Source organism: Streptomyces lydicus (assembly GCF_001729485.1).
Lineage (GTDB): Bacteria > Actinomycetota > Actinomycetes > Streptomycetales > Streptomycetaceae > Streptomyces > Streptomyces lydicus_D.
In genome coordinates this window covers 2,491,520-2,515,363 of record NZ_CP017157.1, presented here as the reverse complement: position 1 = coordinate 2,515,363, position 23,844 = coordinate 2,491,520, and the positions used below count along the sequence as shown (strand labels likewise).

Annotated in this window: 20 protein-coding genes; 11 read left to right on the top strand and 9 right to left on the bottom strand. The window is 74.2% G+C overall.

Annotated elements, in window-relative coordinates:
• Window positions 1-125 precede the first annotated feature (125 nt).
• The gene (locus SL103_RS10805) at window positions 126-788 is read right to left on the bottom strand and encodes a TetR/AcrR family transcriptional regulator (RefSeq protein WP_069568643.1); all 663 of its coding nucleotides are present in this window, start codon (window positions 786-788) and stop codon (window positions 126-128) included.
• Window positions 789-935: 147 nt separating this feature from the next.
• On the opposite strand from SL103_RS10805, the gene hmgA reads away from it, so the two are divergent.
• The gene (hmgA, locus tag SL103_RS10800) at window positions 936-2,291 is read left to right on the top strand and encodes a homogentisate 1,2-dioxygenase (protein ID WP_069568641.1); all 1,356 of its coding nucleotides are present in this window, start codon (window positions 936-938) and stop codon (window positions 2,289-2,291) included.
• 16 nt (window positions 2,292-2,307) lie between these two features.
• Complete coding sequence (locus SL103_RS10795; RefSeq protein ID WP_069568640.1) at window positions 2,308-3,057, top strand: GntR family transcriptional regulator; 750 nt, start codon at window positions 2,308-2,310, stop codon at window positions 3,055-3,057.
• 126 nt (window positions 3,058-3,183) lie between these two features.
• On the opposite strand, the gene SL103_RS10790 is transcribed toward SL103_RS10795, so the two are convergent.
• Window positions 3,184-4,578, bottom strand: coding sequence for an MFS transporter (locus SL103_RS10790; RefSeq protein WP_069568639.1), 1,395 nt, complete (start codon window positions 4,576-4,578; stop codon window positions 3,184-3,186).
• 245 nt (window positions 4,579-4,823) lie between these two features.
• Between SL103_RS10790 and SL103_RS10785 the strand changes: the two genes are divergently transcribed.
• Window positions 4,824-6,077, top strand: a complete 1,254-nt coding sequence (locus SL103_RS10785) for a type ISP restriction/modification enzyme (protein ID WP_069568638.1) — start codon at window positions 4,824-4,826, stop codon at window positions 6,075-6,077.
• A gap of 134 nt (window positions 6,078-6,211) precedes the next feature.
• Here SL103_RS10785 and SL103_RS10780 read toward each other — a convergent pair whose 3' ends face one another.
• The 3 genes from SL103_RS10780 to SL103_RS10770 form a co-directional block, all read right to left on the bottom strand.
• Complete coding sequence (locus SL103_RS10780; protein ID WP_069568637.1) at window positions 6,212-6,475, bottom strand: hypothetical protein; 264 nt, start codon at window positions 6,473-6,475, stop codon at window positions 6,212-6,214.
• Window positions 6,476-6,749: 274 nt separating this feature from the next.
• The gene (locus SL103_RS10775; RefSeq protein ID WP_069568636.1) at window positions 6,750-7,556 is read right to left on the bottom strand and encodes an SGNH/GDSL hydrolase family protein; all 807 of its coding nucleotides are present in this window, start codon (window positions 7,554-7,556) and stop codon (window positions 6,750-6,752) included.
• 154 nt (window positions 7,557-7,710) lie between these two features.
• Entirely contained in the window at window positions 7,711-8,427 is a 717-nt protein-coding gene (locus SL103_RS10770) for a YoaK family protein (RefSeq protein WP_069568634.1), read from the bottom strand.
• 213 nt (window positions 8,428-8,640) lie between these two features.
• On the opposite strand from SL103_RS10770, the gene SL103_RS10765 reads away from it, so the two are divergent.
• From SL103_RS10765 to SL103_RS10740, 6 genes are all read left to right on the top strand, one after another.
• Window positions 8,641-9,042, top strand: coding sequence for a hypothetical protein (locus tag SL103_RS10765; RefSeq protein WP_069573606.1), 402 nt, complete (start codon window positions 8,641-8,643; stop codon window positions 9,040-9,042).
• Between the two features lies 1 nt (window position 9,043).
• Window positions 9,044-10,138 carry a GNAT family N-acetyltransferase gene (locus tag SL103_RS10760; protein ID WP_069568632.1) on the top strand — a complete coding sequence of 365 codons (1,095 nt, stop codon included), beginning with the start codon at window positions 9,044-9,046 and terminating at the stop codon, window positions 10,136-10,138.
• Window positions 10,139-10,606: 468 nt separating this feature from the next.
• A complete protein-coding gene (locus tag SL103_RS10755) occupies window positions 10,607-11,422 on the top strand; it encodes a glycosyltransferase family 2 protein (protein ID WP_069568630.1) in 816 nt (271 codons plus the stop codon).
• A complete protein-coding gene (locus SL103_RS10750) occupies window positions 11,419-12,501 on the top strand; it encodes a glycosyltransferase family 2 protein (RefSeq protein WP_079145685.1) in 1,083 nt (360 codons plus the stop codon). The genes SL103_RS10755 and SL103_RS10750 overlap by 4 nt, the downstream gene beginning before the upstream one ends.
• Window positions 12,498-13,301 (top strand): polysaccharide deacetylase family protein, encoded by an 804-nt coding sequence (locus SL103_RS10745; protein WP_069568629.1) that lies wholly within the window; start codon window positions 12,498-12,500, stop codon window positions 13,299-13,301. Before SL103_RS10750 ends, SL103_RS10745 begins: the two co-directional genes overlap by 4 nt.
• Before the next feature lie 51 nt (window positions 13,302-13,352).
• Window positions 13,353-16,862: a lipopolysaccharide biosynthesis protein gene (locus SL103_RS10740; RefSeq protein WP_069568628.1), complete on the top strand. Its 3,510-nt coding sequence runs from the start codon at window positions 13,353-13,355 to the stop codon at window positions 16,860-16,862.
• A gap of 26 nt (window positions 16,863-16,888) precedes the next feature.
• On the opposite strand, the gene SL103_RS37485 is transcribed toward SL103_RS10740, so the two are convergent.
• Entirely contained in the window at window positions 16,889-18,223 is a 1,335-nt protein-coding gene (locus SL103_RS37485) for a GH39 family glycosyl hydrolase (RefSeq protein ID WP_244303883.1), read from the bottom strand.
• 164 nt (window positions 18,224-18,387) lie between these two features.
• On the opposite strand from SL103_RS37485, the gene SL103_RS10730 reads away from it, so the two are divergent.
• Window positions 18,388-19,500, top strand: a complete 1,113-nt coding sequence (locus SL103_RS10730; RefSeq protein ID WP_069568625.1) for a DUF5925 domain-containing protein — start codon at window positions 18,388-18,390, stop codon at window positions 19,498-19,500.
• Here the strand turns inward: SL103_RS10730 and SL103_RS10725 are convergent.
• Window positions 19,422-21,092 carry a long-chain-fatty-acid--CoA ligase gene (locus SL103_RS10725; RefSeq protein ID WP_079145684.1) on the bottom strand — a complete coding sequence of 557 codons (1,671 nt, stop codon included), beginning with the start codon at window positions 21,090-21,092 and terminating at the stop codon, window positions 19,422-19,424. The two genes, SL103_RS10730 and SL103_RS10725, sit on opposite strands and share 79 nt — an antisense overlap.
• 230 nt (window positions 21,093-21,322) lie before the next feature.
• Between SL103_RS10725 and hemA the strand changes: the two genes are divergently transcribed.
• Window positions 21,323-22,564: a 5-aminolevulinate synthase gene (gene hemA / locus SL103_RS10720; protein ID WP_069568624.1), complete on the top strand. Its 1,242-nt coding sequence runs from the start codon at window positions 21,323-21,325 to the stop codon at window positions 22,562-22,564.
• A gap of 12 nt (window positions 22,565-22,576) precedes the next feature.
• Here hemA and SL103_RS10715 read toward each other — a convergent pair whose 3' ends face one another.
• Entirely contained in the window at window positions 22,577-22,864 is a 288-nt protein-coding gene (locus SL103_RS10715) for an acylphosphatase (protein ID WP_208869845.1), read from the bottom strand.
• 61 nt (window positions 22,865-22,925) lie between these two features.
• Window positions 22,926-23,699 (bottom strand): DUF72 domain-containing protein, encoded by a 774-nt coding sequence (locus SL103_RS10710; RefSeq protein ID WP_069568623.1) that lies wholly within the window; start codon window positions 23,697-23,699, stop codon window positions 22,926-22,928.
• Window positions 23,700-23,844: the final 145 nt, after the last annotated feature.

Sequence of the window (23,844 nt, the reverse complement as noted above, 5' to 3'; positions counted from 1 at the left end):
CCCTCCCGGGGACGGTGCCGGCGATGGGGCGCGTACCGTCCGACCATACCGACCGGTAGGCATGAGGGCAGCCCTTCGGCGCAATTCCGCCGCCTGCGTCCCGCGCGGCCGACCGGGCGGGACGGTCAGGAGGTGTCCAAGTAGCGCGCCAGATAGGCCCGCAGCAGTTCCTTGGCCTCGGTGACGATGGCCGGGTCGCCGGCCGGGTCCGTGCGGAAGGCGAGCTGGAGCAGCGCGTCGGCCGTCTCGACGCCCACCAGGAAGGCGGTGCGCAGCCGCTGGTCTGCGGCGTCCAGTCCGAGCGGGCCGGCGAACAGGGCCAGCAGCCGGTCGGCGACCAGGTAGTTGGCCTGCCGGGTCTCGCGCGGCGCGGGGACGGTGAACTCCACCAGGGCGAAGCCCGGCACCGTCCGCTTCATCGCGAGGTACTCGTCGACGACCACGTCCATCGCGCGCCGCCACTCCAGCGGCGCCTCGTCCACGGCGGTCAGCCGGGCGGTGATGCGGTCGGCGTAGGCGTCGAGGTTGCGCCGCGCGAGCGCCTCGGCCATGGCGCGTTTGTTGGGGAAGAAGCGGTAGACGGAACCGATGGGCACCCCGGCGCGGCCGGCCACCGCGCGGGTGCTGAGGTCCTCGTAACCGGTCTCCTCCAGCACCCCGGCGCAGGCGTCGAGGATGCGCGCCAGGCGCTGGGCGCTGCGCCGCTGGACGGGCGCGCGGCGGAGCGGGGTGGCCGGCGGGCCGGGGTGGGAGGGCGGTGTGGCGGGGCGGGAGGGCGGCTGCTGCACCCCACCATCCTGCCCGTCCGGCGGGCCGGGGGCGCACCCCGAGCCGTACGGCCCGATCCGGCCAGGGCGGCCGGGGTCTTCCGTTGACGGCTCCCGACAGCAATCCTAAGGTCTTGCATAGGATTCCTTGAGCGGCGGGAGCGCGCGATGACAGGTACGGGCAACGAGCAGGCGAGGAAGACGGCCGAGGGGCTGGCGTACGCCACCGGCTTCGGCAACGAGCACAGCTCGGAGGCCGTCCCCGGCGCGCTGCCGGTGGGGCGCAACTCCCCGCAGCGGGCCCCGCTCGGGCTCTACGCCGAGCAGCTGAGCGGATCGGCGTTCACCGAGCCGCGCGCCGGCAACCGCCGCTCCTGGCTCTACCGCATCCGCCCGTCGGCCGCCCATCCGCCGTTCGTCCGCGGCGAGCAGCGCGCCCTCCGCTCGGCGCCGTTCACCGACTGCGCCGCCGACCCCAACCGGCTGCGCTGGAACCCGCTGCCCGCCCCCGAGGGCCCGACGGACTTCGTCGACGGTCTGTGGACCCTGGGCGGCAACGGCGACGCGACGCAGCGCACCGGCATGGCGGTGCACCTCTACCACGCCAACGCCTCCATGGAGCGGCGGGTGTTCAGCGACGCGGACGGCGAGCTGCTGATCGTGCCGGAGCGCGGCGGGCTGCTGCTGCGCACCGAATTCGGCCTGCTGCGCGCCGAACCGGGCGAGGTGGCCCTGATCCCGCGCGGGGTCCGCTTCCGCGTCGAGCTGCTGGACGCCGCCCCCGACGGGCAGGGCCCGACCGCCCGCGGCTACGTCTGCGAGAACTACGGCCGGCCCTTCCAGCTGCCCGACCTCGGCCCGATCGGCGCCAACGGCCTCGCCAACGCCCGCGACTTCCGCGCGCCGCTGGCCGCCTACGAGGACGTCGAGGGCCCGGTCGAGGTCGTCAACAAGTTCTGCGGCAACCTCTGGACCGCCACCTACGACCACTCGCCGCTGGACGTCGTCGCCTGGCACGGCAGTCACGTCCCGTACGTCTACGACCTGCGGCGCTTCAACGTCATCGGCTCGATCAGCTATGACCACCCCGACCCGTCGATCTTCACCGTGCTCACCTCGCCCTCGGACACCCCGGGCCTGGCGGGCGTGGACTTCGTGGTCTTCGCCCCGCGCTGGCTGGTCGGCGAGGACACCTTCCGGCCGCCCTACTTCCACCGCAACGTGATGACCGAGTACATGGGCCTGATCGAGGGGGCGTACGACGCCAAGACGGCCGGCGAGGGCGGTTTCGTGCCGGGCGGCGGGTCGCTGCACAACATGATGTCCGCGCACGGGCCCGACCGGGAGACCTTCGACCGGGCGAGCGCCGCCGAGCTGGCACCGCAGAAGATCGACGACGGGCTGGCGTTCATGTTCGAGACACGCTGGCCGCTGACGCTCACCGAGCAGGCCCGGGACGCCGGACACCTCCAGCGCGGCTACGACGACGTATGGCAGGGTCTCCAGCGCCACTTCCGCCTGTGACACCCGGGGGACGCTCGTGACCACCTTCGCTCCGGACTCGCTCGACCTGAACCGCAAGCTGCCGCTGTGGTACCAGGTCTCGCAGTCGCTGCGCGCCTCCATACTCGGCCGCTCCCCGAAGGACCCGCTGCGGCTGCCGACCGAGGACGCGCTCGCCGCGCACTACGGGGTGAGCGTGCTGACCATGCGCCAGGCCCTCAAGGAGCTGGAGGCGGAGGGGCTGATCAGCCGGCACCGGCGGCGCGGCACGTTCATCGAGCCGAGCGCGCGGCGCGGAGCGCCGGTGCGGCTGCTCGGCTCGGTGGACACGATCGTGGCCCAGCAGTCCGGGATGAGCACCGAACTGCTGGACCACGGCCCGACCGCGGTGCCCGCCGAACTCGCGGAGTACTTCCCGGAGTTGACCGAGGTGGGCGGGTTCCGGCGGCTGCGTGGCGACGAGGAGACCGGCGAGCCGACCAACCACGCCTGCAACTACGTGCGACCCGACGTGGCGGCGCTGATCGACCCGCAGGACCTCGTGCGCTGGCCGATGACGAAGGTGCTGCGCGACGCGGTCGGCGTACGGATCAGCCGGATCACCGACACCGTCGAGGCCCGGCTGGCCGACCCCGAGACCGCCCGGCTGCTGCGGGTCCCGCTGCTCAGCCCGATCCTGCACTACACGGGCGTCACCTACGACGAGGACGGCCGCCCGGTCGACGTCGCCCGGATCCACTACCGCGGCGACCGCTTCTCCTTCACGGTCACCCTGGAGGCGCACTGACCGCCCCGCCGGCCGCCTCCCCGGGCCGTCGAGGATGCGGGACACCACGGGGTGCGGATGTTCGGGACCACCTCAAGGCCGATCGGCGGGGCCCTCGTCCACCGCGGGACGGCGGGGCGAGGGCCCTCAGATGCGTTCCAGGCTGCGCCCGGTGGTGCGCGGGCCGAGCAGGGCCACGTCCAGGCACAGCAGCAGCATCAGCCCGGCGGACGCGCTGAACACCGCGGCCGGCCCGAGGGCGTCGAGCACGCTCAGCGCGACGAACGGCAGCACGACCGAGGTGAGCCGGGACAGCGAGTAGGCGATGCCGATCGCGCTGCTGCGCAGTCCGGTCGGGAAGATCTCGGTCTGGTAGACGTGGAAGGCGTTGGAGAAGACGTTGCTGCACACCGTCAGCAGGAAGCCGAAGGCGACGATCGCCCAGGTGGCGTCGGCGAAGCCGAAGGCCAGGCCGCAGCCGGCGATGCCGAGCGCGGAGGCGATGATCAGGGTGCGGCGCTCGATCCGGTCGATCAGCGGGACGGACAGCGCGGAGCCCAGCGGATAGCCGCAGAAGCTGAGCGCCGCGTAGAGCAGCGACTCGGTGACGGTGTGGCCCTTCGCGGTGAGCACCACCGGCGCCAGCGAACCGAAGCCGTAGTAGCCGACGGTCTGCAGCACCTGGAAGATCCACCACATGACGGTCCGCCGCCGGTGGTCACCGCGGAACATCTCGCCGAGCGGCACCTTGCGTTCCGGTACGGTCTCCGCCTCCGGTACGGACGGCAGGCTGCCGCCGGTCTCCCGGGCCACCCGCTCCTCCAGCCCGGCGACGATCCGCTCGGCCTCCGCGCCCCGTCCCTGCACCGTCAACCAGCGCGGCGACTCCGGCAGTCGGCGGCGCATCAGCTGGATGAAGGCGGCCCCCAGCGCGCCGGCGACCAGCAGCCAGCGCCAGCCGTCGACGCCCAGCGGCTGGTGCGCGGCCACCAGGCGGGCGCCGAGCAGTGCGGCGACCGGAACGCCGACGAAGCCCAGGGTGTAGGCCCAGGCGATGTAGCGGCCGCGCACCGCGCGGGGCAGGAACTCCGCGAGATAGGTGTCCACCAGCACGAGTTCGGCGCCCAGCCCGAGGCCCGACAGCGCGCGCAGGGCCAGCAGCCACGACAGGTCCGGCGCGAACGCGCACAGCAGGGAGAAGAACGCGTAGGACCCGAGGTTGACCAGGAACATCCGGCGCCGCCCGAACCGGTCGGCGAGCACCGACAGCACATTGGCCCCGGCGAACATCCCGAGGAAGCCGGCGGCGATCACCCAGGACTTCGCGGTGTGCCCGAGGTGCCACTGCTCGGCCAGGACCGCGGCCAGCACCCCGCCGAGGAAGATCTCGTAGAGGTCGAAGAAGGCGCCGATGCCGACGACGAGGGTGATCCTGCGGTGCCACCGGGACGGCGGCAGCCGGTCCAGCCGTGCGGCCGCCCGGTGGCCGGCGGGGGTCGTCCCCCCGCGCCGGTCCGGCGTGGGTGAGGTGGTGTCCGTCATGACGGTCCTCCCTGTGCGGGTCCGGCGCGACGGGGACCCCCGCGCCGTTCAGGCGCGGGGCGGAGCGGCGTCCGCACCGTGCCGTGGGGCGTACGGCCAGGACCGTACTCCGTCAAGATCAGCAGGCGGAAGACCGCGTCCCCGCTCCTCCCCCCAGGAGGGAACCCGGCCACGGGGCCGGTGCCGGGCCGCGCCCCGCGGCTACCATGCCCGGGTCGAACCGAACGGTCCGGGAGGGGCTCCGCGTGACGGCGAAGCAGGACGCGCCACGGCTGTCCGATCTCATGCCGTGGTCGGTGGCACCGCTGCGGCTCGGCCGCTCCTGGGTGCGGGCACCGGACCCGGCGACGCTGCGCGCGCGGTGGCAGGCGCTGGTCGACGCCGAGGACGCGGCGGCCCGCGAGCGGCTGTTCCGGCCGTCCCGCGCCCGGACCCTGCACTCCGCGGTCGGCCAGCTGCCGGGGCAGGCCACCGCGACCGGGCGGCTGTACCGGGCGAGCGGGCCCTGCCCCGAGCCGGTGCGGATTCTGCACGGCCCGTTCGACCCGCAGTGGCTGCTGCCCGACCACCGGCTGATCGACGCGGCCCGGCCCGAGCTGTGGAGGGTGGCGGACGGGCACCAGCTGTACGCGGTCGAGTGGGGCCAGGTCCCGCAGGCACCGGGCCCCGCGGTGGGGTGCTCGGCGCTGCTGCCCGACGGCCGGTCACCGGCCGGCCGGCCGGGGCGGATCCACCCGCTGTACCGGCGGCCCGGCGGCCGGGAGCCGAACCTGGCGCCGGGGCTGCTCGACCTGCTCACCCGCCAGCTGGGCCGCCCGGTCGGCCCGGCGGAGCTGCTCGCCTGGATCCTCGCGAGCGCCGGCCACTCCCCCGACGGCGCCGTGGTGCCGCTGACCGCCGACCCCGACGTCTTCGGCCGCGGCCTCGCCCTCGGCGAACGGCTGCTGTGGCTCGGCACCCGGGGCGCCCACGCCCCCGGGGGTGCCGGCTCCGGGGAGCGGCCGCGGATGCCCGGCGGCCGCCGCCCCTACGTCCGCTCGGCGCTGCCCGCCCGCGGCATGCCCGCCGCCCTCGGCTACGACGCCGAGGACGAGGCCCTCCTGCTCGGCAGCGGCCGGATCGCGCCGGTGCCGGCGGGCGCCTGGGACTTCCACGCCGGCGGGGTGCGCGTCCTGGAGGCGTGGTTCGCCGAACGCGCCGGGACGGCGGCGGACGGGGCGACGCGGCCCGAGGACGGGTCGCTGGCCGCGCTGCGTCCCACGGACTGGCCCCAGGAGTGGACCTCCGAGCTGCTGGAGCTGATCACCGTGCTGGCCCTGCTGGCCGAACTGGAGCCGTCACGGGCCGAGTTGGCGGACCGCACGGCGGACGGGCCCCGGCTGACGGCGGAGGCCCTGCGGGCGGCCGGCGTCCTGCCGGCTCCGCTCGCGGCCCGCCGCCCGGCCTCCGTCCTCGACCATCACGAAGAGGGCCCGGACGGCCAGTTCGCCCTGCTGTGACGGGCCGCCCCGGGCCGGTGCCGGGGTCCGGGATGTCATGAAAAAACCACCCGTCACGGTGTGACGGGTGGTCTGGAGCGGCCGGCCGGCGGGGACGGGCCGGCCGCCCGAGGTGCCGCGTGTGGGAGCAGCGGTCAGCCGTGTCCGCCGAAGAGCGAGCGGCGCAGCCTGCGCAGCGGTGCGAACAGCGACACCCTGGCGCCACGGCCGTTCCTCATGCGCGCGTGATCGCGCGCGGTGAGCTCCTGCATCAGCGAGGTCGCGCCCTCCGTCTCCCGCTGCGGGATGGCAGGACCACCCAGCACCGCGAGATGGCGGTCGAGACGCGCGCTGGTCGCGACGCTCCCACAATTGATCGCAGGGACACGCGCCCTGCTACGCACTGTTATCTGTTCCATGACTCTCCCCACCCTTACGAGGGCACCCGGCCCGGGCAGGGTAACCCTATCTCTCTTGGAGGACACGCGTGCAGACCGGTCAACGGATTCACCTGCCTCGCCTTGACGTTGACGCACACCATACGGAATGTCATCGACAACGGTGTTGTCAGGGCGAGTTGAGTGACCGTCGGACGCCGGAAGGAGCGGTTCCGGGCGGCTGAGGGGGGGTGCCGGGGGGCGCGAGGAGAGACCGGGATCTCACCGCCCCTCCCGGCGCCCGGCGGACGGGGCGTCACGTGGCGGAGGCGAACACCGGCAGATAGCCGCCGGACTGGCCGGCGGAGGTGGGGTGGTAGGACTCGTCGACGGGATAGGTCACGCTGTGCAGCCACGCGCTGCCGGAGCACAGCTCGTGACCGGTGAAGGTCGAGGTGACGTCGGCGAAGCCGAAGCCGTGGTCGGCGGCGCGCTTGGCGGTGACGCCGTTGATGTCGTCGGCGGCGGCGTTGATCGCGCTCCGGGACTTGTCGGAGAGCCCGGCGAGGCAGCTGCCGCCGATCTTGTAGAAGCGGGGGTAGCCCAGGACGACGACCCGGGCGTTCGGGGCCTTCTGCGCGATGGCGCTGTACACGGTGTCGAGGCGGCCGGGCAGGGTGTTGTCGATGTACGTCCTGGCCTGGGCGACCCGGGCCAGGCAGGCACTCTCACCCTGGAGCGCACAGGTCGTCATGGTGTCGGCGAAACCGGCGTCGTTGCCGCCGATGGTGATGCTGACCAGACCGGTGGAGGCGTTGAGCGGGCCGAGCTGACCGCTCACGACATCACCCGTTCGGGCGCCGGAACAGGCGGTGAAGGCGAAGGACGCGGGGGTGTGCGCGGCGTTCCAGAGGGCCGGGTAGGACCTGGTGCTGCGCTTGCAGGAGCCGCTGGAGCTGTCGTAGCTGCCGGCACCGACACCCGAGGAGTACGAGTCGCCGAGTGCCACGTAGCCGGTGGCGGTGGGGAGTTGGGCGGACGCGGCAGCGCTCGCGCCGGTGAGCGCGAGCGCCGTGGTGACGAAGAAGGCGGACGTCAGGGCCGCGAATCGGGACAGTCTCATGGAACCTCCCTTAGCAGGATCTCTGCCACATCCGTCGTAGCAAGACTCACCGGTAACCGGAAGTGTCCATGCCAAAACTGGTGCACAGTTCCCGGGAAATTTGCCCGTCCGGACGGACGTTCGCGGCCGGGCCCGCCCACCGGACCGGCGGGGGTCATTCCTCGGCGCCCGCGCGGCGGCGGGCCATGCCGGGCACCAGCAGCGCGACGGCCGCGACGAGGGCCGCCACCAGCAGGATCACCAGCATCGGACGGGTGCCCAGACCGATCAGCACGGCCCCCAGGAGGCCGCCCGCGAACATCGCGCCGACCGAGGTCAGCCGGCGCGGCACGGCGTGGGTGCCGTACCCCAGCCGCCGGTCGCGGCCCAGCAGCGAACCGCTGACGAGGGCGGTCATCGCCCGGGTCTCCACGGTGGTGGTGAGGTCCGGTGCGGCGGCCCGCAGGGCGGTGACGTTCCGCATGCCCATCGCCATCGCCATCAGCCCGATCACCGCATAGCGCCGCCCCGGCGGCAGCGTCACCCCCCGGGCCGGGCCCGACTCCCAGGCGGCCAGCGCCGAACACGCCAGCAGCACCGCCTCGGCGGCGAGCGCCATCGGGAACCACTGCCGCCCGTGGCGGGCCAGCGTCGACTCCAGCCGCGCCCCCAGGGCCGCGCCGAGCACGAAGGCCCCCAGGGAGACGACCGTCGCGACCACCGGCAGCCCGCCCTGCCCGGCGATGCCGAAGCCGAGGAAGAGCAGATTGCCGGTCTGGGTGGCGGTGAACACCTGACCCAGCGCCAGGAAGCTGACGGCGTCGAGCACTCCGGTGGCCACGGTGAGGCCCACCATGATCACGATCAGCGCGGTCCCGCTCGGGGGTTCCACGAACCCGGCTCCTTCCGGCGCACACGAACCCCCAGTGTCCGAGCGCACGGCGCGCGCGGCCGTCATTGCGCCGTCTGTGGGCGCCCCCGCCCCGCCTCACCCCACCCCCGTCCGCGCCCCCTTACTGTCTTGACGGTGCCGGAGCGCTGCGTGACATTGAGGCCCGGCATCCGGCGCTTATGGGAGGCAAAGCTGCCAATGCACACCAAGACCATGAATTGCGACCCTCCCGTGGGCGCAGCGCCGTCCGGGACGGCGAGCGGGCTCGCGGCGCTCCTCACCGGAGCCGCGTGGAGCGGTGCCGCCATGGGGGCCGCGCTGACCCTGGCCGATGTCGACTCCCCACTGCGGGTGCCGTTCACGCTCCTCCTGCTCGTGGGCGCGCCGGCCCTCTCGATCGGTACGGCACTCGGCCGCACCTCCCCGCTCGCCCGCGCCGTCGTCGCGCTGGCGGGGGCGCTGGCCCTCGACCTGCTGGTGGCCCAGGGCATGCTGGCGCTGCACCTGTGGTCGGTGCGCGGCGGAACGCTCGCCGTGGCGGCGCTCAGCGGTGCCGTGCTGCTGCTGACGGCCCTGGCCCGGGCGCGCCGGGCCCGTACCGGACGGGCGGGCTGACATGGACGTCACCGTGCAGCACCCGCACGAGCTGAGCGACGCCGACCGGGTCGCCTGGACCGAGCTGCAGTCCGCGGCGCCGTCCCGGGGCGCGCCGCAGCTGGCCAACCCGTTCCTCGCCCCCGAGTTCGCGCTGGCCGTGGGCCGCTGCCGCGGCGGGGTGCGGATCGCGGTGATCCGGGAGGGCGGCCGGCCGGCGGCGTTCCTGCCCTTCCACCGTTCGCCGCTCGGTGTGGGCCGGGCGGTCGGGCTGGGCGTCTCGGACGCGCAGGGCCTGGTGCACCGGCCCGGATTCCGGTGGGACGCACGGGAACTGCTGGGTGCCTGCGGGCTGTCGGTGCTGGAGTTCGACCACCTGGTGGACGGCCAGCAGCCGTTCCACAACGCCTCGTTGCGCCCGCACGCCTCGCCGGTCATCGACGTGGACCAGGGGTACGAGGCGTATCTGGAGCGGCTGCGCGCGCAGTCGCCGAAGTTCGTCCGCACCACCCTGGCCAAGGAGCGCAAGCTCGGCCGGGACGTCGGGCCGGTGCGCTACGTCCACGACGAGCGGGATCCGGAGGCGCTGCGCACCCTCGCCCGGTGGAAGTCCGCGCAGTACCGCAGGACGGGCCGCAGCGACCGCTTCGCCCAGCCCTGGATCGTGCGGCTCGTCAGGGACCTGTTCCACACCCGCACCGACTCCTTCGCGGGCCTGCTGTCGGTGCTGTACGCCGGTGACCGGCCGATCGCCGCGCACTTCGGGCCGCGCACGCGGTCCGTGCTGTCCTGCTGGTTCCCGGCGTACGACGCGGAGCTCGCGAAGTACTCGCCGGGCCTGGTGCTGCATCTGCGGATGGCCGAGGCGGCGGCCGCGGCGTCGATGGCGTACCTCGACATGGGGCGCGGCAAGGCCGAGTACAAGGACTCCCTCAAGACGCGGGAGCTGCGGGTGGCCGAGGGGTGGGTGATGCGGCCGCACCCCGTCGCGCTGGGGCACTGGGCCTGCCGCGCCCCGGTACGGGCGCTGCGCAACGCCGTACTGGCCCGCCCCGAGCTGCGCGACCCCGCGGACCGCCTGCTCAAACGGGTGGGACGGATCCGGTCGGGGCACTGAGCCGGGCCGCGTGCGCCGTCGCATCGGGGCTCTTCGGGGGCTCGTGACGGCGCGCAAGGGCGTGCGCCGGAGCATGCATACCCGCGCACTTCTGCACGTACCGGTTATTCGAGCCAAACGGTATTTGGCGCGGAACGCGTTGCCCTACAGTCCAGTCGTCAACACCGTCGCACATCCACCCGCATCGGACACTCATCGCACGACGGCTCAGGGGAGGGCTCGCCACGATGACGGTCCGGTGCGGTGCGCGGTCGGGGGGGTCCCGTGCGCGCGGTCCCGGCAGGCTGACCACTGCCCGCCGAGGGCCGGAGCACGAGCCGCGCAGCACGCACCACGCATGCCTGCTCGCCCTGTTCGGACGGCGGTTCCCGCCGTGCCGAGCGGGGTGTGAACCCCCCTTTCGACCCGGATACCCAGCACGGACCGCCCGGGGGCGGGCGGTCTGCCGGACGAGAGGGAAAGCCACCCATGAACTCGTTCCTTCGCCCCGCCGACGCGGACGAACCGCCGCTGACGCTGCTGCCGGACCCTGCCGTCTACCGTCCCGTCTCCTCACATCTGGCCATCGCCCCACCGGTCAGTGTCGTCATTCCGGCGATGAACGAGGCGGAAAATCTCCCGTACGTCTTCAAGACCCTGCCGGACTGGATCCACGAAGTGGTCCTGGTCGACGGCAACTCCACGGATGACACGGTCGCCGTCGCCCGGGAGCTGTGGCCGGCCGTCACGGTCGTCACCCAGCGCGGCAAGGGCAAGGGCGATGCGCTGATCAGCGGCTTCGCGGCCTGCACCGGCGAGATCATCGTGATGATCGACGCGGACGGCTCGGCCGACGGCAACGAGATCGTCAGCTATGTCTCGGCGCTGGTGTCGGGGGCCGACTTCGCCAAGGGCTCGCGGTTCGCCAACGGCGGCGGCACGGACGACATGACGCCGGTCCGCAAGCTCGGCAACCGCGTGCTGACCGCCCTCGTCAACGCCAAGTTCGGCGCCCGCTACACCGACCTGTGCTACGGATACAACGCCTTCTGGCGGCACTGCCTGCACCACATCGCCCTGGACTGCGCCGGTTTCGAGGTCGAGACGCTGATGAACATCCGGGTGGTCAAGGCCGGGCTGCGGGTGCAGGAGATCCCCAGCCACGAGTACAACCGCATCCACGGCGTCAGCAACCTCCGGGCGGTACGCGACGGACTGCGGGTGCTGAAGGTGATCGCCCGCGAGCGCGGCGCGCGGCGCAAGCGGCTGGCCCGGCCCGCACTGATCACCGGGGACGCGCTGTGAACCCCCGGAGACCGGCCGTCGGGCCGGGCCTCGGGATCTCGGTGGTCATCTGCGTCCACACCGAGGACCGCTGGGACGACATCCTGGCCGCGGTGGCGTCCGTCCGCGGGCAGTCCCACCCCGCCCATGAGCTGCTGCTGGTGGTGGACCACCACCAGCGGCTGCTCGGCCGGCTCACGGAGCACTTCGCGCGCGCTCCCGGGGTCGCGCGCCCGCCCGGGCCGCCCCCGACGCCCCTGCGGGTGCTGGCCAACGCGGGACCGCGCGGGCTGTCCGCCGGCCGGAACACCGGTATCGCCGCCGCCGGCGGCGAGGTCATCGCGTTCCTGGACGACGACGCGGTGGCCGAGCGGGACTGGCTGCACCACTTCGCCGCGGCCTACGCGGACCCGGCGGTGATGGCGGTCGGCGGGCGCACCGAGCCGGTCTGGGAGTCCGGGAGCCGCCCGCCGTGGTTCCCCGAGGAGTTCGACTGGGTGGTGGGCTGCACCTACCGCGGCCTGCCCCCGGGGAAGGTGCGGGTGCGCAACGTGCTGGGCGGCAACGCCTCGTTCCGCAGGACGGTGTTCGACCTCGTCGGCGGCTTCACCACGGGCATCGGGCGGGACGGCGACCGGCGGCCGCTGGGCTGCGAGGAGACCGAACTGTGCATCCGGATCAGCCAGGCGCTGCCGGACGCGGTGCTGCTGATCGACGACCGGGCGGTGATCCACCACCGGGTGCCGGCCGAGCGCCGGCGGTTCGGGTACTTCCGCGGCCGGGCGTACGCCGAGGGCCTGTCCAAGGCACTGGTGGCACGCAGCGTCGGCGCCCGGGACGGGCTCGCGGCCGAGCGGCGGCACACCGTGCGGGTGCTGCCGGCCGGGGTGCTGCGCGGCGTCCGGGACGCGCTGCTGGGCCGGCCCGGCGGGGCCGCCCGGGCCGGCGCGATCGTGGCCGGGGCGGCGGCCGCGGCGGGCGGCTACGCCTGGGGCACGGTACGGGCCCGGATGAAGCCGATCCCGCTGTCCCGCAGGGCGGTTGACGACGCGTTGGGTGAGCCCCCGGCCGCCGCGGCGCACGAGGGGGCACCGGCATGAGCGGCCGCCCGGCCGCGGTGCCGATCCTGATGTACCACGCGATCACCGTGGCCCCGACGCCCGCCGTACGGGACCTCTCGGTGACACCCGCCGCGTTCGAGGAGCAGCTGGCCGTCCTGGCCGACGGCGGGTTCACCCCGCTGACCACCACCGCCCTCGCCGCGGCCTGGCGGGGCGACGGCCCGCTGCCGCCGCGGCCGGTGCTGATCACCTTCGACGACGGCTACGACGGCGTGTACCGCCACGCGCTGCCCGCCCTGGCCCGGCACGGCTTCCCCGCCACCCTGTTCGTCTCCACGGGATGGCTGGGCGGGCCGTACGGGACCGGGGATGCGCCGGACACCACGCTCGACTGGGACCAGGTGCGCAAGCTGGCCGGGGCGGGGGTGGAGATCGGCGGCCACAGCCACACCCACCCGCGGCTGGACGCGCTCGGCGACGAGCGGCTGCGTCACGAGGTGCTGCGCTGCAAGGAGATCATCGCCGACGAGGTCGGGACCGCGCCGGAGTCCTTCGCCTACCCGTTCGGCCACTCCAGCCGGCGGGTGCGGCGCACGGTGCGCGGACTGGGCTTCCGGCAGGCGCTGGCGGTCGGCAACACGCTCGCGGCGCCCCGCCAGGGACCGTACGCGCTGGCGCGGCTGACCGTGCGGCGGCGTACCGGCACCGAGGAGTTCGCCCGGATCGTCGAGGGGCGGGGACTGACCCGTGCCTTCGCCCGGGACCGCGCGCTCACCAAGGGGTACGCGGTGGTCCGCCGGACGCGTCAGGCGGTGCGGCTGTGGCTGCCGGAGCACTGACGCCAAGCCCGTCGCGGTGCCCCCGCGACGGCGGAAAGGGCAGCTGAGCCGGTGTCCGACACCACCACCAAGGCCGCCGAACGCGCCGAGCGGGAGCCGCGGCGGGGCGGGCGGGACGGCGGCAGTCCGCTGTTCCGCAACGCCTACGCGCTGATGCTCAACACCGGCGTCTCCGGACTGCTGGGCCTGGGATTCTGGCTGGTCGCGGCCCACTGCTACACGGAGTCCGCGGTCGGCCAGGGCTCGGCGGCGATCGCCGCGATGAAGCTGCTGGCGGGGCTGGCCGCGCTGACGCTGACCGGCGCGCTGGCCCGCTTCCTCCCGGTGGCCGGCCACACCACCGGCCGGCTGGTACGGCGCGCCTACGCCGCCAGCTCGGTGGTCGTGGCGCTCGCCGCGACCGTCTTCCTGCTCACCCTCGACCTCTGGGGCCCCTCCTACCGCTTCCTGCACGGGTTCACCAACGGCCTCGGGTTCGTGCTGGCGGTGGTCGCCTGGTCGCTGCTCACCCTCCAGGACGGCGTGCTGACCGGGCTGCGCAGCGCCCTGTGGGTACCCGTCGGCAACCTCGCCTTCTCCACGGTGAAGCTGGGGCTGCTGGTGGTGCTGGCCGCCGCGGTGCCCACCGCCGGGGTCTTCGTCTCGTGGGTCGCGGCGATCGGGGTCTCGGTGCTCCCGCTGGGCTGGCTGGTCTTCCGCCGGCTGATCCCCCGCCACGTACGCAGGACGCAGCGCACCGCCCGGCCGCCGTCCCTGCGGCAGACGGTCCGGTTCCTGGCCGGCGACTCCACCGGCTCGCTGTTCTCCCTGGCCGTGGTCCATCTCGTCCCCGTGCTGGTGGCCTCGCAGGTCGGCGCGGCGGACAACGCGTACTTCTACATCACCACCACCATCGGCGGCACGGTCAATCTGCTGGCCCTCAACATGGGTTCGTCGCTGACCGTCGAGGGCGCGCACGCCCCGGCGCGGCTGGCCCAGCACACCCGGGCGGCACTGCGGCGGATGGCCCGCATCATGCTGCCGGGGTGCCTCGCCCTGTTCGTCCTCGCCCCGTATCTGCTGGGCGTCTTCGGCGCCGGGTACGCGCGGGCGGCGACGCCGCTGCTGCGCTGGCTGGCGGTGGGCGCCGCGCTGCGGGTGGTGATGGAGGTGCACTTCGCGGTGTTGCGGGCGCAGAGCCGGACGGCCGGACTGGCCGCGCTGCAGGGCCTGTTGTGCGTGCTGGTGCTCGGGCTGACGCTGGTGCTGCTGCCGCGGATGGGGCTCACCGGCGCGGGCGTCGCCGAGGCCGCCAGCCTGGCGGTGATCGTCACCCTCGCGAGCCCACGGCTGCGCCGGGTGCTGCGCGGGCAGGTGGCGGCGGCCCCCCTCACCCGGGCCCCGGCGGACGGGCTCGCCCCGGACGGCGACCTGGCGGACCTGGCGGTGTACGGCGACCTCGGGGACGGCGGCGGCCCGTACTCGCGGGAAGCGCACCGGGCGGCGGAGGCGTCCGGGACGGCCCCGCCCCGCCGGGGCCCCCGCCCGCCGGGGACGCCGGGGCGCCGCGGCCGGCACCGGGCAGCGGCCGGCTGGGCGCTGCTGGCCGCCGGACTCGCCCTGTTCTGGCTCCCGTTGCGCGGCCTGGGCGACGCCGGCCTGGACCGGATGAACGGGCTGGGACTGATCTCGGTCCTGCCCGCCGCCACACTGGCCGGCGTGGTCGTGCTGGTGGCCGCGTTCGCCTGGGCGCTGTCGCTGCCGGGGCCGCGGCGGGCGCTGCCCGCCGCGGTGCTGCTGACGACGGTGGTGGCGCTGCACGCGCTGCCGGCCGTGCTGGAGCGCGAACCGCGCTTCCCGACGGCCTGGCAGCACCTGGGCTTCCTGGACTACCTGGGCCGCACCGGCACGGCGGTACCGGACCTGGACGCGCGCTGGAGCTGGCCCGGTTTCTTCGCCGGGGTGCGGTTCGTCGCCGGGGCGTGCGGCGTCACCGACTTCACCGAGGTGCTGCGCTGGTGGCCGCTCGCCCTGCAACTCCTGTATCTGGCACCGCTGTTCCTGCTGCTGACCGCAATACGGGCGAGCCGGCGGGCGAAGTGGTACGCGGCCTGGCTGTTCGCGCTGTGCGGCTGGGTCGGCCAGGACTACTTCTCCCCGCAGGGGTTCACCTACCTGCTGTACCTCGTCTTCGTGGCGATCCTGCTGGTGTGGTTCCGCGGGGCGCGGCCGCCCACCGGGCGGCTGCGGCCGGGCGAGGCGGAGCCGCCCCCGGCGGGCCGGGACCGGCGCACGGTCCTGCTGGTCACGCTGATCGCGCTGTTCGCGGCGTCCGTGGCGGGCCATCAGCTCACCCCGTTCGTGATGCTCGGCGTGCTCACCGCCCTGGTGCTGGTCCGACGCTGCACCCTGCGCGGACTGCCGCTGCTGCTGGCCGTGCTGGTCGCGGCGTGGGTGGGGTTCCTGGCCGAGCCGTACTGGTCGGGGCACTTCGACGAGCTGTTCGGCGGGCTCGGCGGCATCGGCGGCAACGTCGCCTCCTCCGTGACGGACCGGATCGCCGGCGGCGACGCCACCCACAAGGCCGTCCTGTACGCCCGGGTGGGGCTGGCGGGCGGGGTACTGACGCTCGCCTGCTGGGGGGTGCTGCGCCGCCGCGCGGCCGGCTTCGCCGACCGCGCCCTCCCGGTGCTCACCTTCGTCCCGTTCCTGGCCTTCGGGATGCAGTCCTACGGCGGCGAAATGGCCCTGCGGGTCTTTCTGTTCGCGCTGCCGGGGGCCTGTGTGCTGGCGGCGCTGGCGCTGTTCCCGCGGGTCCCCGGCGGTGCCCGCCCGGGTGCCGGCGCCGCCCGGCGGGCGCTGGGGCCGCTCGCCGCGCTGCTGACCGGGCTGGTGCTGGCCGTCGGCTTCCTCGTCGCCCGCTGGGGCAACGAGCCGTTCGAGCGGATCAGGCCCGGCGAGGTCGCCGCGATGGACTACGTCTACGCCCACGACCGGCCGACGGCACGGCTGCTGTGGCTGAGCGACGACCCCGTCAACAGCGTCACCCCGGCGATGCCCTGGGGCGCCCGGGACATGGAGCGGGTGCAGTACACCCCGGTCCTGGCCCCCCGGGACCCGGTGCGGGTCGGGCCGCTCGTCACCGCGCTGCGGGCCGCCGGGCCGCAGTCGTACCTCGTCGTCAACCACGGCCAGGCGGAGGCGCTGCGGCTGGACTCGGGCTACCCGGCGGGGTGGGAGGGGCGGCTGCGCACCGCCCTGGACCGGCGTTCCGAGCTGCGGCGGGTGCTGTCCAACGAGCACGCGGCGGTCTACGCACTCGGCCGGCGGCCGGCGGGCGAGGTGCCCCTGCCCCGGCCCGGCCCGGCGGGCCCGAAGGTGACCTGGACCCCGTGGTCGGTGCTCGGTGGGCTCGCCCTGCTCGCGCTGGTCGCGGTGCTGACGGCCCGTGAGGTGCTGCGGGTCGCGATGGCGCCGGGTCCGCGCCGGGCGCAGTGGACCCAGGGCCTGTTCTGGTTCGCGGTGCCGCTGCTGCTGGTGTTCGTGGCGGCACTGGTGCAGCGGTTCCTGACGCTGTCGTGAGGCCGGGGGCCGTGCCGCGTGCCGCGTCAGGACCGGTCGACCCACCGGACCTCGTACCCGGCGAGGGTGAGCCGCTTGCCGTCCACCGTCGCGGTGCCGGCCCGGTCCGAGGTGTTCACGACCAGCGCGCTGCGGTCGTCGGCCAGCCCCGGCACCGTGGCGCGGCCGGTGTCGAACGCGCGGGGCCGGGCCGTGGGCGGGAACGCCCGGGAGAACCGCGCGAGCAGCGTGAACATCGGCAGTGCGCGCCCGCCGTCGTCCTGTTCGGTGCTGGTCCACAGGCACCCCGGGCAGCTGCCGGACCCGCCCTCGTCCTCCGGGTTCCAGTAGAAGCCGCTGGTGGCGCCGCCCGCCGCCATCTCGATCAGCGCGGCGGCGTGCGCGGCGACGCGTTTGCGTTCGCTCCAGGCCGGCGCCCGGCCCCGCGCGCCGCCGGCCGCGACCTCGACGTACCACTCCGCCCACCACAGCGGCAGTCCGGTCTCCCGGCGCAGCCACCGGCCCACGTCGGCGAACTTGCGGGCGGCGGTGAACTCGTCCGGGGCGTACCGGTCGTCCTTGCTGTAGCTGGAGCCGTCGACGACCAGGAAGTCCGCACCGGCCTTGTGCCGGTTCCAGTACGTCAGTGCGTCGACGGTCCGCTGGTCGAGGCTGCCCCAGGGGCCCGTGACGCGGGAGGCGTGCGTGTCGTCGCCGGGCAGGTAGCTGTCCATCACCAGGTAGGGACCGCCCACCCGGACGGCCTCGTTGACCTTCTTGAGCGCGCGGTAGGTCAGGTTGTACAGCCGGGTGTAGCCCTCGCTGTCCCAGCGGCCCTTCGCGTCGTCGAAGAACCCCTTGAACTCGTTCCAGACGACGAAGTGCCGCACGTCCGGGTAGCGTCGGGCGATCTTTCCCGCGAGGGCCGCGAAGTCCGCGTAGTGCGCCGGGTCGGGGGCCTTCTCCAGGGTGCTCCAGTCGGTGCTGCCGGCCCGGCCGCCCTTCATCCAGTCCGGCGCGCAGCACAGGGTGACGACGGGTGTGCCGCCGGTGCGCCGGATCAGCGCGAGCCGGCGGTCCAGGTCGGCGAAGTCGTAGCGGCCCGGGCTCGGTTCGGGGTTCCGGGCGCCCCAGCCCATGATGTGCTGGTTCTGCGGCACGGGGCTGCCGGCCAGCAGACGGGTGGCCCGCTCGGTGGCCGGGCCGGCCCCGCGGTCCGCGCTGAACTGGGTGTGGGTGAACCCCCAGCCGACGGCCGGGCCGGTGGGGTGCGGAGGCGCGACGCCCTTCGCGTCCCGGTCCCGGTCCCGGCCGCCCGGTCCCGCGCACATCACCAGGGTGACCAGCAGCAGCGCCAGCGCGGTCGCACCCGCGGCGATCACCAGGGCGGTACTCCGACGTTCCCCACCATGACGTCTCACAAAGGGAGATTACCGAGCCAACCGGCCGGTACACCCGGTTTCCGGGTGAACTGCTGCTGCTCCGCACGGGGAAATCACCGGGAAATTCCGTGTACGGGGCGGGACGGGTGCCGGATCATGGCGGCATGTGTGCCGACCACGTCCAGCCGTCCGCCGCGGAGGAGTCCCTTCCGCTCCGTCTGACCATGGACGACAGCGATTCGCCGTCCGACGTCATCGATGCGCTCTTCCTGGGCCGGTTCACCAAGGGCGAGCAGCCGTACTCCCGCAGCCGGTCGGTGGACCGGGTGCGGTCCGGGCTGACGCTGCTGCCGCCGGGCGCGCGGATCGTGCGCTCGGCGCGGGACGAGGACCGCAGCGCCACCCTCGCCGAGGGCGACGGCTACACGCTGCTGGTGTCCCGCTGGAACCGCGGCGCGGACGTGTCGGTCACCGCCGTCACCGACGAGCTGGCCGAGAACGTCCTGGGGCAGGCCGCGGACGGGGCGGAGGACGAGCCGGCGCCGCAGCCGGAGAACGTCCCGATGGGCTTCTGGTACTTCTCGCCGCGCCGCGGCCCGCACCGCACCTCCCGGCAGATCTCGGCCGGGACCTGGGAGGAGATCCGGCCCAACTACACCGCGCCGGTCGCCGAGGCGATGGACCGGCTGATGAAGGTGGCGCCCGAGGAGATCGCCGGCCGGCTGCTGTTGCTGCACGGCCCGCCCGGCACGGGCAAGACCTCCGCGCTGCGCACCCTCGCCCGCTCGTGGCGCGACTGGTGCCAGGTGGACTGCGTACTGGACCCGGAGCGGCTGTTCAACGACGTCGGCTACCTCATGGACATCGCCATCGGGGAGGACGACAGCACCGGCAAGGGCCGCTGGCGGCTGCTGCTCCTGGAGGACTGCGACGAACTGATCCGCGGCGAGGCCAAGCACGCCGCGGGCCAGGCCCTGTCGCGGCTGCTCAACCTCACCGACGGGCTGCTGGGCCAGGGCCGCAACGTGCTGGTCGGGGTGACCACCAACGAGGACCTGGAGCGGATGCACCCGGCGGTGGTCCGCCCCGGCCGCTGTCTGGCCCGGATCGAGGTGGGCCCGCTGACCCGGGCCGAGGCGGCCGGCTGGCTCGGCACCGACCGCGGCATCGGCCGGGACGGCGCCACCCTGGCCGAGCTCTACGCGCTCCGCCGCGGCACCGGGCCCGCGTCGGTCCCGCCCCAGGACTCGGGGGCCGACGCGGGACTGTACCTGTGAGCGGTAGACGGTGAGCGGCACTCCCCGCCGCGCCCGCCGGGCCGCTGGCGGGGTTCCGGGGGCGCGTACGTGGCGGCCAGTTCCCGCTTGAGGACCTTGCCGCTGGGGCCGAGCGGGAACGCGTCGACGAACTCCACCGACCGCGGGCACTTGTAGACCGCCAGGCGCTCCTTGCTCCAGGTGATGATCTCCCGGGCGAGCGCGGGCCCCGGTGCGACACCCGCCCGGGGCACCACCACGGCACACACCACCTCGCCGTAGACCTCGTGCGGAAGACCGACGACCGCGACCTGGGACACCGCCGGATGCCCCGTCAGCACCTCCTCCACCTCGCGCGGGTAGACGTTGAACCCGCCGTGCAGCACCAGGTCCTTCTTGCGGTCGACGAGGGTCAGACAGCCCTCGGCGTCCTTGGTGCCGAGGTCGCCCGAGCGGAACCAGCCGTCCACCACCGCCGCGGCCGTCGCCTCGGGCCGGCCCAGATACCCGGCCATCACGTTGTGCCCGCGGACGACCACTTCGCCCAGCTCCCCGGCGGGCAGCAGCTCGATCACGCCCTCCAGGTCGGCGCGGGCGATCTCCACCTCCACGCCCCATATCGGCCACCCCACGGTGCCCGGCCGCCGGGGCCACGCCTTCTGGTTGTACGCCACCACCGGCGAGGTCTCCGTCAGGCCGTACCCCTCGTAGACCGGGCAGCCGAAGACCTTCTCGAACGCGTCGAGCACGGTCACCGGCAGCGCCGACCCGCCGGAGTACGCCCGGTCCAACTGCGGTCTGTGGCCGGTCAGTTCGGCCGCGTCGAGCAGCGCCGTGTACATGGTGGGGACGCCCATGAACACCGTGCAGCGGTACCGCTCCATGGTTTCCAGGACGTCCTCCGCGTCGAATCCGTCCCTCAGCACCAGCGTCGCCCCGGCCCGGAAGCAGACGTTCATCGCGCACATCTGGCCGAAGGAGTGGTGCAGCGGCAGACACCCCAGCAGGCGGTCGTCGGGCCGGAAGTCGAAGGGGGACAGCATCGTGGTGTCGACGTTCATCACGACGTTGAGCTGGGTGAGCACCGCGCCCTTGGCCCGCCCCGTGGTGCCGGAGGTGTAGAGGACCAGCGCGGTGTCGCCGGGCTCGCGCGGTACGTGGCGGCCGATCGGCTCGGCGCGGGCGGCGAGTTCGTCGAGGCGCGGTACCCGCGGGTCACCGCCCGGCAGCACCGCGAGGAGCGGCACCCCGGCCGCCCCGGCGCTGCCGGCCGCCTCGCCGAGCAGCGGCCCCGCGCACACCAGCGCCCGCGCGCCCGAATCCCGCAGCACATGGTCGATCTCGGCCGCTTTCAGCAGGGTGTTCACCGGTACCACGACCGCACCGAGCGCCAGAATCCCGAAATACGCGGCCGGGAATTCCGGCGAGTTGGGCAGCAGCAGCGCCACGCTGTCGCCCGGCCCGATTCCCCGCTGCCGCAGTACTGCCGCGTACTGCCGGGCCCGGTACCAGAGTTCGCGGTACGTCACGCTTTCCGTGTCGTGGACGACCGCCGGGTGGTCGGGCCGACGCGCCGCGGATTCCGCGAGTAAGGCCGCTGCCGAGAGGGACATTGACGGGCTCCGTTCTGGGGGTTTTCCGAAAGGAGTGCACGCTGTTTCCGGCCGCCCCGCCGCGGGAGCGACGGGGCGCGTCCCCGTGGCTGTGGCGGGGCAGCCGTCGCTCTTCGTACCCCGGCCGCCGCCCGCTGTCCACCCACTGTCGTCGTGCGTCAACAGCCTCGATCACGCGGCGCACCCCGGCCCACGATGGGCACCACCATCACCGATATCGAGGCGGCCTCATGTCACAGCACCTGGAATTCTTCTCCCGCGAACTGGCGGAACTGGGAAACGGCAGACGGGAGTTCCTGGAAGTCGGGCGGCACGCCGGACGTTTTCCCCGTGCCCGCACCCGCGCCGCGCGGCCCGGCAGCGCACCGGCCGAGGCGCTCGTCTGGTGCAGCAACGATTATCTCGGCATGGGTCAGCACCCGGTGGTGCTGGAGGCGATGAAGCGGGCCATCGACACGTACGGGGCCGGTTCCGGGGGCTCGCGGAACATCGGCGGAACCCATCCCCATCACGTCCGGCTCGAAAAGGAACTGGCCGCCCTCCACGGCAAGGATTCCGCCTTACTGTTCAGCTCCGGATATGCCGCGAACGACGGAGCGCTGACGGTTCTCGCCGGCCGGATGGACGACTGCCTCGTCCTCTCCGACGAGCTCAACCACGCCTCTCTCATCGACGGGCTGCGGCACAGCGGCGCCGAAAAGCGGGTCTTCCGCCACAACGACACCGCGCATCTGGAAGAACTGCTCGCCGCCGCCGACCCGGACCGCCCCAAGCTGATCGTGGCGGAATCCGTCTATTCCATGTCCGGCGATGTCGCGCCGCTCGCCGAGATCGCCGCGGTGGCCCGCCGGTACCGGGCCACGACATTTCTCGACGAGGTGCACGCGGTCGGCCTGTACGGGCCCCGAGGCGCCGGAATCGCGGCCCGCGAGGGCCTCGCCGACGACTTCACCGTCCTCATGGGCACCCTCGGGAAGGGATTCGGCACCGCCGGGGGATACATCGCGGGCCCCGCCCCGCTCGTCGACGCGGTGCGGAACTTCTCCCGGCCCTTCATCTTCACCACGTCACTGCCGCCGGCCGTCGCCGCCGGCGCCCTCGCCGCCGTCCGCCACCTGCGCGCCTCCGACCGCGAGCGCACCCGCCTGCACGCCCGTGCCGGCCTCCTCAAGCGCCTCCTGGCGGAGCGCCGCATCCCGTATCTCTCCGGCGCCTCCCACATCGTCTCGGTCCTCGTCGGTGACGAGGACCGCTGCAAGGAGGCCGCCGCCCGGCTCCTGCACCGGCACGGCATCTACGTCCAGGCCGTCAACGCGCCGAGCGTCCGGCCCGGCGGGGAGGTGCTGCGCCTCGCGCCCTCGGCCGTGCACACCCCGGACGAGGTCGAGGCGTGCGCCGCGGCCCTCGACGAGGTGTGGCACGCCCTCGACCTCGCCGCCCCGGCCGCGCCCCGGACCGCGCCCGGCCGGTGATCCCCGGGCCGGTCACCAGGACTCCCCCGGCGTCGGCAAGGTCTCGAAGTCCCGCCGGCCCTCGGGCTCCTCCTCGTGCACCGAGACCGCCTCGACGTGCGCCATCGGCGGGCCCTCGTGGGCCCACTCCACCATCCGCTGCACCGCGTCGGGCTCCCCCTCGAAGACGGCCTCCACCGTCCCGTCCGGGAGATTGCGCACCCAGCCGGCCACCCCGAGCCCGCTCGCCGTGCGCCGGCAGCTGTCGCGGAAGAACACACCCTGCACGTTCCCGGAGACCACCACCCGTCTGCGGATCATCCGTGCCTCACCTCGTTCGTTCGCCCCGCGGTACGAGCACAGACATATCCCCGCGGAGTGGTCAGGCGGCGGAGGCACGCCCGGACGGCGTACGGCTCACGGAACGGCCGGCGGCCGCGGCGGCGCGGGCGAACCGGACGGCGTCGAGGACGGCCGCCCCGCCCGGGTCGTTGTTGAAGTACGCGTGGACGTCGGCACGGTCGGGCCAGGTGTCGGCGATCCGCCGCACCCAGGTGGTGAGCGCCTGCGCGCCGTAGCGCGGCCAGGGCCGGGCGCGCCCCTCGTGGAACCGCAGATACCCCCAGTCGGCGGTCCGCCAGAGGGGCGTCACCGGCCGGGACCCGCGGTCCGCCCAGCACAGCGCGGCGCGGTGCCGCTCCAGCACCGTACGGACCCGGGGCGTCCACCAGGAGTCGTGGCGGGGCTCGACGGCCACCCGCGCGCCGGCGGGGAAGCAGGCCAGGCAGTCGTCCAGCAGCCCGGTGTCGCACCGCAGGGTGGGCGGCAGCTGGAGCAGCACCGGTCCGAGGCGCGGGCCGAGGGCCTCAGCCCGCGCCATCAGCCGCCGCACCGGCTCCGCCGGCTCGCGCAGCCGCTTGATGTGCGTCAGGTACCGGCTGGCCTTGACCGCCATCACGAACCCGTCGGGGGTCCGCTCCCGCCAGTCGGCGAAGGTCTTCTCCTCCGGCAGCCGGTAGAAGGCGGCGTTGCTCTCCACGGTCGCGAAGTGCCGCGCGTACTCCTCCAGCCACCGGCGCTGCGGGCAGCCCTGCGGGTAGAGGACGCCGCGCCAGTCCGGGTACTGCCAGCCGGAGGTTCCCAGGAGGACGGTCATGTCCGCGATCCCTGCCCGCTTCGCGGGGCGCGCTACCGGCCCGCCCCCCGTACGCCCGGACGCCCTTGCGGGGCAGGGAGGTTACCGCCAGTGTGGTCGCAGGTGACCGCCGCCGGCCGGCGACCGGCCCCCGGCATGCACGGCC

Coding starts and splice junctions, on each gene's coding strand:
- hmgA (WP_069568641.1), top strand. CDS start 936: ATGACAGGTACGGGCAACGAGCAGGCGAGGAAGACGGCCGAGGGGCTG.
- SL103_RS10790 (WP_069568639.1), bottom strand. CDS start 4,578: ATGACGGACACCACCTCACCCACGCCGGACCGGCGCGGGGGGACGACC.
- SL103_RS10780 (WP_069568637.1), bottom strand. CDS start 6,475: ATGGAACAGATAACAGTGCGTAGCAGGGCGCGTGTCCCTGCGATCAAT.
- SL103_RS10775 (WP_069568636.1), bottom strand. CDS start 7,556: ATGAGACTGTCCCGATTCGCGGCCCTGACGTCCGCCTTCTTCGTCACC.
- SL103_RS10765 (WP_069573606.1), top strand. CDS start 8,641: ATGAATTGCGACCCTCCCGTGGGCGCAGCGCCGTCCGGGACGGCGAGC.
- SL103_RS10760 (WP_069568632.1), top strand. CDS start 9,044: ATGGACGTCACCGTGCAGCACCCGCACGAGCTGAGCGACGCCGACCGG.
- SL103_RS10755 (WP_069568630.1), top strand. CDS start 10,607: ATGAACTCGTTCCTTCGCCCCGCCGACGCGGACGAACCGCCGCTGACG.
- SL103_RS10745 (WP_069568629.1), top strand. CDS start 12,498: ATGAGCGGCCGCCCGGCCGCGGTGCCGATCCTGATGTACCACGCGATC.
- SL103_RS10730 (WP_069568625.1), top strand. CDS start 18,388: ATGTGTGCCGACCACGTCCAGCCGTCCGCCGCGGAGGAGTCCCTTCCG.
- SL103_RS10725 (WP_079145684.1), bottom strand. CDS start 21,092: ATGTCCCTCTCGGCAGCGGCCTTACTCGCGGAATCCGCGGCGCGTCGG.
- hemA (WP_069568624.1), top strand. CDS start 21,323: ATGTCACAGCACCTGGAATTCTTCTCCCGCGAACTGGCGGAACTGGGA.
- SL103_RS10715 (WP_208869845.1), bottom strand. CDS start 22,864: ATGATCCGCAGACGGGTGGTGGTCTCCGGGAACGTGCAGGGTGTGTTC.
- SL103_RS10710 (WP_069568623.1), bottom strand. CDS start 23,699: ATGACCGTCCTCCTGGGAACCTCCGGCTGGCAGTACCCGGACTGGCGC.